At 57.9% G+C, this 9,957-nt stretch carries 6 protein-coding genes; 2 read left to right on the top strand and 4 right to left on the bottom strand.

The window, feature by feature from the left end; all coding sequences use genetic code 11:
• Positions 1 to 69: 69 nt before the first annotated feature.
• On the bottom strand, positions 70 to 2,733 hold the full coding sequence (locus L248_RS08460; protein ID WP_022529758.1) for a glycoside hydrolase family 65 protein: 2,664 nt from the start codon (positions 2,731 to 2,733) through the stop codon (positions 70 to 72).
• Between the two features lie 127 nt (positions 2,734 to 2,860).
• Here L248_RS08460 and L248_RS08455 point away from each other — a divergent pair, with 127 nt between their 5' ends.
• A complete protein-coding gene (locus tag L248_RS08455; RefSeq protein ID WP_022529757.1) occupies positions 2,861 to 3,454 on the top strand; it encodes a lysoplasmalogenase family protein in 594 nt (197 codons plus the stop codon).
• A 64-nt stretch (positions 3,455 to 3,518) separates the two neighbouring features.
• Here the strand turns inward: L248_RS08455 and L248_RS08450 are convergent, their stop codons facing one another.
• Positions 3,519 to 4,916 carry a hemolysin family protein gene (locus L248_RS08450; RefSeq protein ID WP_022529756.1) on the bottom strand — a complete coding sequence of 466 codons (1,398 nt, stop codon included), beginning with the start codon at positions 4,914 to 4,916 and terminating at the stop codon, positions 3,519 to 3,521.
• An 82-nt stretch (positions 4,917 to 4,998) separates the two neighbouring features.
• Positions 4,999 to 6,252: a serine/threonine transporter SstT gene (sstT, locus tag L248_RS08445; RefSeq protein WP_022529755.1), complete on the bottom strand. Its 1,254-nt coding sequence runs from the start codon at positions 6,250 to 6,252 to the stop codon at positions 4,999 to 5,001.
• 589 nt (positions 6,253 to 6,841) lie between these two features.
• Here sstT and L248_RS08440 point away from each other — a divergent pair.
• Positions 6,842 to 9,655 carry a lectin-like domain-containing protein gene (locus L248_RS08440; protein ID WP_022529754.1) on the top strand — a complete coding sequence of 938 codons (2,814 nt, stop codon included), beginning with the start codon at positions 6,842 to 6,844 and terminating at the stop codon, positions 9,653 to 9,655.
• Positions 9,656 to 9,661: 6 nt separating this feature from the next.
• Here L248_RS08440 and L248_RS16210 read toward each other — a convergent pair.
• A partial coding sequence (locus L248_RS16210; protein WP_220095316.1) for a hypothetical protein occupies positions 9,662 to 9,957 on the bottom strand: 296 nt, incomplete at its 5' end.

The following is a 9,957-nucleotide window of genomic DNA, read 5'->3' as shown; positions in this document are numbered from 1 at the left end:
GTGCCCACGGCGTTCCACGCCCAGCCAGCCGGAGGGCCCAAATCGCCGGGTCCCGCGAAACTTTCTCCTTTAGTCCGCCAGCTTCACCGTGGTCGCTTCGCTCGCCGGCACGCGGACAGGCTTGCCCTGCACGCGCACGGTCAGGTCGCGGTCGGCGGTGATGGTGACGGCGGCCGGAGTGATGACGAAGTCCAGCTGGGCCCCCTTGTACAACCGCTTGAAGTGCAACGACTGCCAGTTGGCCGGCAGATGCGGCGTGATCGTCAGCGCGTCGCCGCGGTCGTCCACACCGGCGTAGTCCCGCTGGATGATCGTCTCGGTGGCGCCCATGACGCCCAGGTGAATCCCCTCGGCCGTGGTGCCGCCTTGAATGTCGTAATAATCAGACGACAACGCCTCAGAGAACAGCTGCCAGGACAGATCCGCGTTCTGATCTTGGGCCGCCAATTCACTGTAGACCACCCGAGACAGGGTAGACCCGTGGGTGGTGCGGGCCAGCCAGAACTTCAAATTCTTGGTCATGAAGTCCTTGGGCAGGTCGTAGCCTAGGTCGCTGAACACGCTGACCACCGTTGCCGGCGTCAGGTTCCAGAAGGCCATCAAGGCATCGGCCTGCTTGGCGACTTGGTATGCGTCGGGGCTCTTGCCCTCAGCCTTCAGGATCCGGTCCATCCGGGAGATGTTGCCGTACTTGGCGCGATAAGCGTCCAGGTCGATGGTGGCCAGCTTGAAGTAGCCCTGGTATTGAGAAATGATCCCGTCCGGGGAAACTTCCAGCGCCAGCTTCGTCTCGACTTGGTTCAGCTGCGTCCAATCTGTATCGCTGAAGTCCGCCTTGGCAGCGCTGTTGGCCCACAGATCCTCGGGCAGCGCCGCTTGGAACTTCTGCAGCTGGGCGAAGAGCCAGGCGACCATGATGTTGGTGTACGTATTATTCGTGACACCCTTGTCTTCACCGGGATAGCCCTCGTGGAACTCATCCGGACCCATGACCCCGCTGATGTCGTAGCGGCCGGTCTGCTCATTATACTGGGCCATGCTCAGCCAGAACTTGGCGATACTGAGCAGCATCTCCAGGCCGTAATCCTTCATGAACACAACGTCTTGCGTGTTGTGGTAGTAGTACCAGACATTGTAGGCCACGGCCAGGGACACATGGCGCTGGCGGCGGGAGTTGTCCGGATCCCACTGGTTGGTGATTGGGTTCAAGTGGACGAACTGCGACTGCTCGTCCCCGTACATGGCCGATTGCCACGGGTACATGGCGCCCTGATGATGCTCGCTCTGGGCATACGCCCGGGCCGCCGGCAGCCGGCGGTAGCGATACTTCAGCAAGGCTTTCGCCAGTTTCGGATAATGCTGGGTGTAGAAAGGAATATTGAACAATTCGTCCCAGAAAACGTGGCCCCGGTAAGCTTCACCGTGCAAGCCCCGGGCGCCGACTGAGGCGTCCAGGTGCGGATTAGCGATGGGCGACGCGGACACGTAGGCGTGGAAAATATTCAGCCGGGCCAGTTTCTGGCTGGTCACGTCACCAACAATTTCAATATCCGATGTCTGCCAAATCTTGCGCCACTCTGCAGCGGCATTGTCCCGCGCAGTGTCGTAGGAAACCACCGGCAGCAGGGCTTGGGCCTGGGCGTCCAGGTCGGCACTTTCCAGACTGGTGAACAGCACCACGTCCTTGGTCACCGTCCAGGACTGGCCGCTGGTCAGATCCCGAGACGCTTTTTGCCGAATCACATCGTCATTCGTCGTGCCGGTCCACTCGTCCGCACCGGCCAGCTTGGTGGCGATCACGAAGGCCACGTGGGACGTCTTGGTTTCGGCCCGCATGGTCGCCGTGGCACCTTGGGCGGCCATTTTCTGCACGTCAAAGTGGCGGGAATTGAAGGCCCGGTAGCGTTCGACATTGCTGTTGACGACACTGCCGTCCAGCTTGCTGGTGATCGTGATGGTGCCGCTGAAGTCCAGCGGGGTGACGGTCATGCGCACTGCGTAATGGTGCCATTCCTTCATGTCCACGACCTTCTCGGCCCGGACGACCAGGTGCTTGTCTGGCGCCAGGGCGATGACCGTAGCGAGTGTCAGGCGGCCCTTCTGCATGTCCAGGTCGCGGTATGCATCAACGATCTTGGCGTTCTGGGGATCGATGGGCGTGCCATCAACACTGACTTGGAGGAACTGGGCGTTGGGCAGGTTGACCAGGTCTTCGTTGACCACGTCATGGCCGGCCACCTTGGTGGTCAGCTGGTTGAACAGCCCAGCCGCATAGAATCCGGGGTAGTTATCATCGCTGGCGTCCACACTGAGGTACGCGCCGCGCAGGCCGAAGAAGCCGTTACCCAGCGTCAGCAGCGCTTCTTGGCCGTAATTCTTCTTGCCGCTGTAAATGCCGTAATACGTCAAGTGCCGGCTGGCCAATTCTTCTGCTTCGGCGGCGTTCGTCACGCCGTTCTCCTTGCCGTAGACCGGAATATTGGTCCGGTCGGTGACCAGCGTCGCCAGATCGACCCGGCGCCCGCCCAAGTTGATGACCGTAGCGCTGAACTGGGACACGCTGGGCGTCAGGAGCTGCAGCTCGGTGGCCCCCATCTGCGTCAATTCCCGGTTCAGCTGCTGGCCAATGGCCGTCATGTCCCGATCGTTACTGAAGGGAATACTCTTTTCTCCACCCTGGGCGCCCTGCAGCAGCAGCGTGTCCGGCTGGACAGTTAATGTAATTTTTGTCATTCATAACACCTTTCCGTCTGCCAATGTTGTGAAGCGAAGCGGCGATTCAAGTTCATCTTAAGCCATCGGGGGGAAGCGTCGCAACCGCCGTATAATAGAAGCAGCAGGAAGAAAGGAGCGCTGCCGCGTGGGAAAAATTGGCTGGTGGGCGTGGCTGGCCGCCATGACCCTGCTCTTCATCGTTTTCATGACTAATACTGCCGCCGCTAACGGAGCGCGTTACGCCTGCGTGGTCTTGGCTGCCGGAGCGGCTTGGTTTCTCTGGCAGACCCGGGGCCGGCGCCGCGAGCAGCGGTGGCTGGCGGCGGGGATGACTGTCTCCTTAGTCACTGATGCGGTCCTTCTCTTCGCTCCGACGAGCCGCTGGGTGCCGCTGGCGGTCGGCCTCTTTGCGGCGGTCCACTGGTGCTACCTGCACCGCTTCGGTCCGGTCTGGCCGGCGGCTGCACTCGCGGCTGGTACCGCCCTGCTTAGCGGCGCGCTGGGCTGGCTGCTGCCGGCCGCCGGACTGTATGCCGGGCTGCTCCTCACGGACGCCGTCGTCACCTGGCGCGGGGAATTGCCCTCGGTGCAGGCGACCTGGCTGGCGCGGGCGGGGGTGACCGCCTTCGTTCTCTGCGACGTCGTTGTCGCCCTGGGCGCTGTGGGCCGTTCGGACCCCGGCTGGTCCTGGCTGTTTTATTGGCCCGCGCTCGTCTTGTTCGTCGCCAGTGCCCGCTGACAGTGACGATTACCACCACAAAAAGAGACCGGCAATTGCTGCCGGTCTCTTTTCTCACTCATACCTAGTGATGCTCGTGGGGCTTGCTGTCGTCCAAATCTTCGACCTTCTCCGTCGCGGCTTCCGACGTGGCGTCGGGCTGGGCGTCCGGTGTTACGGTGAACCAGTTGACGAAGCCGTGCTCGATATCGGTGACGGTGAACTTGAAGTTGGCGATGTGCAGCTCCTGGTTCTGGGTCAGGTTCGGATGGTGGTCGATGATGTAGCCGGCGACCGTGATCACGTCGGAACTCTTGAACTCGGGCACGTCGGTCTTGAAGTAGCGCTCGAAGTCGTACAGCGTGGTCTTGCCGCTGACGCGGAAGGTACCGTCAGCTTGCTTGACGATGTATTCATCGGAGACATCGTCGATCTCGTCCTTGACGGTACCGAACAGCTCCTCATAGATATCCTTGTCGGTGACGATCCCGCTGGTGCCGCCGTATTCGTCGACGACGACCACGATGGGCGTCTGCTTCTGAATCATCTGGGTCAGAATGTCATGGATCGGCATGGACTCCGGCACACTAATAATTGAGCGCAGGATGCGGGACAGCGGCAGGTCGCCGTCCACTTGATCCTGGCGCACGATGTCGTAGATGTAGACATAACCCAGAATCTTGTCCTTATCGTTATCGGCGACCACCGGGAAGCGGGAATACCCCTCTTCCAGGTAAGCCCGCAAGGCTTCCTTGACCGTGCTGGTGACGTCAATGACCGTCAGACTGGTCCGGTCGACCATGATGTCCTTGGCCACCTTGTCGTTGAGTTCGAAAGCCCGGCGCATGTAGAGCACGTCGTTTTGGTCCATCTGTCCGCTGAGCACGGCGGATTGAGAAAGGCGCAGGATCTCCGACTGGGAGAAAACCTGGTTTTCTTCATCCGCCGGGGCCATGCCCATCATCTTCACGATGCCCACGGCTGAGGTATTCAGCAGCCAGACAAAGGGATAAGCGATCGTGTGGAACACGTGCAGCGGTGTCACCAAGCGCATGAGCATCTTCAAAGGCATATCGATACTGATGTTCTTGGGCACGATTTCGGTCAAAACAACTTCTAAGTAGGTCAGAACTAGGACGCCGATGAAGGCCCCCAGAATCTGGCCGACATGGCCGCTGGCCAGGTGGGACCAGCCGAAGAACTGAATGAACATGGTCTCCAGCGTATCTTCCCCGATCCAGCCCAGCAGGATCCCGGTGAGCGACGTACCCACCTGGGTGGTGGACAGGTACTCATTCAGATTCTGGACCATGTGCAGACCACGCTTGAGTTTCTTAGCGTTGCCCTGCTTTTTCTTGATCGCGTCTTCCAGCTGACTAGGCCGGGTTTGCACCAACGCGAACTCTGCGGCGACGAAGAAGAACGCCGCGATGAACGTCACCAAAATGATGATTAAATTCTGTGCTAACTGGCCACTGGCCACAAGTCATTCCTCCAATAAATCAACAATCATACATCTTCAATTCTAGCACAGAACCGGGCGGGGAAAAGGCGGCTGGAGCGGATCAACGGCCTTTGGCATTGGCTGCCTTGACCGCCGCCTTGATGTCCACTGGCCGCCCGGCTTTTTTCTCGTCGTGGTATTCGGCGACAGCAGTGAACAGCAGGTCGCTGGCGGAATTCACGGCCGTCTCAACCGCGTCTTGAATCACACCGATGATGAAACCAACGCCGACTACTTGGATGGCGATGTCGTTACTGATGCCGAACAGGCTGGCCGCCATGGGAATCAGCAGCAGCGACCCGCCGGCAATGCCGGAGGCACCGGTGGCCGAAATCGCCGTCAGCAGGCAGAGAATGAAAGCCAGGGGGAAGGAAACACTGATGCCCAGGGTGTGGGCCGCCGCCAGTGTCAGGACAGTGATGGTCACAGCGGCCCCGCCGCTGTTGGCGGACCCGCCCAGGGGGATAGAAACGGAGTAGGAACTTTCGTCCAGTCCCAGGTCTTTGCTGGCTTGCATGTTAATGGGAATGTTCACGGCTGACGAGCGGGTGAAAAACGCCGGGATGCCGCTCACCTTCAGGGTCCAAAACACCAGCGGGTACGGGTTCTGACCCGTCATCAGCCAGGTCATGCCAGCGTAGACGACCAGGTAAACGAAGGCCATGGTCCCCACCAGCAGGACGACCAGCTGGCCGTAGCGGACCACACCGCCTAAACCGCTCTGGGACACCGCGTTAAAGACCAGGCCAACGATCCCGAACGGCGCAAATTCAATGATGAACTGGGCGACTGCCGCAATCGTGTCGGCGACTTCCTTTACGCTATGGCGAATGGTCGGACCAGTGTGGCGCAGCGTGGTGCCGAAAAGCAGCGACCAGAAAAGGATCGACAGGTAATTGGCATTGGCGATGGCCTTCAGGGGATTGCTGACGGCGTTCGTCAACAGATTTTGGATGATCGGCCCCAAGCCCTTGGGAATAGCCTCGGTCACATGGGTCCCCTTGGGCAGGACGATGGACACGGGGAATAGGTAGGACACCGCCACCGCGGTTAGCGCAGCGATGAAGGTGGCCAGCATGTAAAGCACGATCACCGTACTGAAGTGGTTCTTACTGCCGACCTCGTACTGGGCCAGCGCGGACATAATAATGAAGAACACCATGATGGGGGCAATGGCCTTCAGGGCACCGACGAACAAATCCCCGAGAATACTGATGAAGCCCCATTGAGGCACCACCAGCGCGAGGATGGCGCCGATGACGATGCCAATCAAAATGCGAATGATCAGCGAGACGGACTTATAGCGTTTAAACATGAAAAAACCTCCAAGAGTGCGAATATGTAACGAGTTTACATGATTTTGGGTCTTAATGCTACGCTCATGCCCGCATTTCCATCCTCATTTCGGCGGAAGAAAAGAATAACAGACGTTTTGAAAAGCCGAATAAGACAAGGCCTGCCCTCTTGGTGGGATTCTTCTGGCCCACTGAAATTTCTCATCGTTGACTGTATTGTCGTGCACCCCCAGACAGCGGTAGTCACCAGAGCGGTGCCGGGGCTCTGGCAATCAGCGTATTTACAAAGCGGTCTATGTAAAATTACAGTGTTATATTATTTATCGTCAGCGCCGGATAACTAAGGGATGGCGGGCCATCAACAGTACCGATTGCCTTATGTTATTGGCGTTTGCAAAGCGATGATAAGCCTATTTTCAACTCATCAGGTCGGCGCAGCAACGGGCCTTTTCTTTTCGCCAGACGGCGCGTCCAGGAATATCCATGGTCCTTAATTTTCCCACTTTACGATGTAATGGTATAATTACTGATGCAAGTTATATTATATCAGTAAGCGCTGCCTGGTCTGGGGAAACTGGCAACCGATGTTGTCTTATTGGAGGCTTTTTCATGTGGGGTAACTTGTCTTCTGACATTTTTATGCGGCGGTATCATCAGCGGCGCACGATCATCGCGGGTATTTTGAGCCTTTTAACGATTGCTCTGCTGGCCTGGTGGCCGGCACCCGTACGGGCCGCCGCGGATGGCGGGAACGGTACCGCTTTGACCCAGTCGATTATTGGAACCCAGCGGCTGATGGTGGGCGCCGCTTCTCAGAACCAAATTACGATTGGATCAAATCAATCTCAAGACTTCTTCAGTCCGTCTGGTTCCACGGTCATCGATTCAGATGCAGACGGTAACTGGAGCAACATCACGTTGACCAATATCAATGATGGCGGCGGTTACAACCAAGTCGGGGCCGTGACGTTGAATATGCGCATCGACATGAATTACGACTTCACCTTCCATTGGCAGGTGAAAACGCAACCGGCTCTTGACGACAACGGCAATCCCCGGATCATGGCGGATGGGATTGGTTTTGCCCTGCACCCTGTCTATAATGCGGGGGTGACAGGTACTGGGCCAGATAGTGAAATCAGCTCTGACCAAACCATCGACCAGGGTTTGCACGCGGTGGGCAACAACGGCGGTAACCTAGGGACGGCGGACCTGATGAATTCCTGGGGATTCAAACTTGATTCTTATTACAACGATGGTTTCTCTGGGCCGCTCGCAAACACCTTCTATGGTGACGTGCAGCATCGCCAAAATGGCCAAAACGGCGGCACCATGAACGCTGACGCTTATGCCACAGCGGATAATCGGGTCGACGGCAGCGCCGTCGATGGCATCCCGGTTGACAATCTCGGCGGTCAGTGGGGGCCTTACGGCATGTTCACCCAAACCGACGCCACGGGGTACATGTCTTATACCGCCAGCGACAATAGTATCGAACAGACGCCGCTCACCGGTAAAGCAGCAAATTCAGTCAATATGCTTGCCGGGCAATGGGAAAACATGACCATGTCCTACGATGCCACCTTTCACCAATTAAAAGTGCAAATTACCGACCCCACCGATACCAGCCGGACGATGACGTGGGAACGGGCATTGACGGCCGCTGAGCAAGCCAATATTCAAAGCAAAAAATACTATGCTTTCAGTGTCCTCGGTTCCACCGGGACATCCGTCGCGACGCAAGCTATTCAGCACTTGGGCGGTACCTTCACCCCAGAAAACCCGACACTGGTCGTGCGCCAAACAACGACGAACGGCACCTCCATTGCCGACGCTCAGACGATTACCACGAAGGGGACGGTCAAGACCCAGGCCCCGGTCCAAGCCACGCCGACAGACAAAAACAACCAATTCCAAGGCATTCTGTCGCATATTCTGTTTACGTACTACGACAGCACCGGTCATCAAGTCACTAAACGGGTGGATAATACTCGGAAAAATGGCTTTGACCGCGACGTTGACAACTGGTTCTATAGCGTCAACACCAATAATTATTCGGCCTTAACAATGGTCACGTATGTCTATCGCCGCCAAAACGATCTGCCGCAACTCACCTTCAAATATGATAACGTCACCACTGACAGCGACGGCAACGCCACCCTCACGCCCGGCAGCGACGTGCGCGTGACGGCCACGCTGACCAATCCCGCCAGTGGACCCAGTACCTGGATGGATGCCTTTGCCCTGGATAAGCTGCCCGCCATGCTCCAGCTGAAAGAACCAACAAGCAATGTGACGACCCAAGCTGACGGCTGGACCAAGATCAAGTTTGGCGACATCGCCCGCGGGACACCTGCCCAACAGGTTTTCACGCTGCACTATCAGGGCACGATGAACGCCACGCTGTATCCTGGAAGTATTCCCAGCAATGCCGGTGGTCTCGTCCTGGCTCAGGACGCCTATGTTTATGATGCTTCACCAGAAAACAAGGATACCGCAGGCAATCCCGTAAGCAGTTCCTATTACTACGTCCCGAACGTATTGGATGCACCGCTCAAGACAGAAACGGCGACCGCCGAACTCGTCGTGAGCGACTACACCGAAATGGATTACGGCAACTTCGTCCCCTACTATGGCAGCAAGGCCCCCACAGCGAGCGCCGCCTTCCATTATTGGGACGTCACAGACAAGAACGCCACCACGATGGATCCGGCCAAAACCGGCCATCCAACCACCGACATTACCGGTGCGCCGGCGAAGACCGTTACCGGCCAGCTGGGTGACGCCATCACCGCTCCGGCCACGGCATTAAGCGGGTACGACTACCTCGGCTACTATGAATACACCAGTACCGGCAGCACCTGGCACGCGGCCGGCGACACTGCACCAACCTTTTACTTCCAGAGTCAAACAGGGGCGACGCCGCAACAGACCATTGCCTATGTTTACCGGCCGACGAACAGCAAGTATCTGACGATCACCCCGCCTAAACTTGATTTTGGCCAGCACACGACGCAAACCATCAGCCAAACCAATCAGACTTGGCCGTTGTCCGACGCGGCTCAGGTCCAGGTGGCCGATAACCGGCCGCACAAGGACGGTGTCCCCACCGCAGACGGCTGGCAAGTGACCGTGCAAGCCAGCGGTCCGTTCAAAACAGCGGACGGGCAAACGCTGACAGGAGCGTCCTTGGCGTTCACTGCGCCGACAACGAGTACCACGCCGAGCCCGACACTCACCGGCGGGACGCTGACTTTGGGCACCGGGACGAGTAACACCCTGACCCTAGCCAAGACCGCCGACTACGGTTCCGCCAACCTGCAATGGGCGGCCGACGGCGTCCACCTAGCCCTGCCCAAGCAGGCCGTCGCCGCCCAGCCCTACACCACGACGCTGACCTGGACAGTCAATGACGGACTCTAATCTGAACTAGGACGTGACGATCTCACTTACGTGGATTGGGAAACTGATTACTATCTGGTCTTGACCCGGGTGACTGGAAATGTCCCACTCGACACGAAACTCTGGCAGCCTCCCCACGAGCGTTACAGCAGTCCTGGAAGTATGAAAATCAGGCGGCACCTCCCGCGAATACGTACTGGCAGCGGAGACTTTACGATCGGTTAGAGTGTAGGCGATTTGGGCCCGGAGCCAGGGGGCGTCAGTGGTGAAATTGTTGTAAATGGTCGGTTTTTGACCATTTACAACAAGGCCGGACTTGAAGC

The organism is Schleiferilactobacillus shenzhenensis LY-73 (genome assembly GCF_000469325.1).
GTDB lineage: Bacteria > Bacillota > Bacilli > Lactobacillales > Lactobacillaceae > Schleiferilactobacillus > Schleiferilactobacillus shenzhenensis.
Note: the sequence above shows the minus strand (reverse complement) of the source record. Positions and strands in the feature narration are given on the sequence as shown.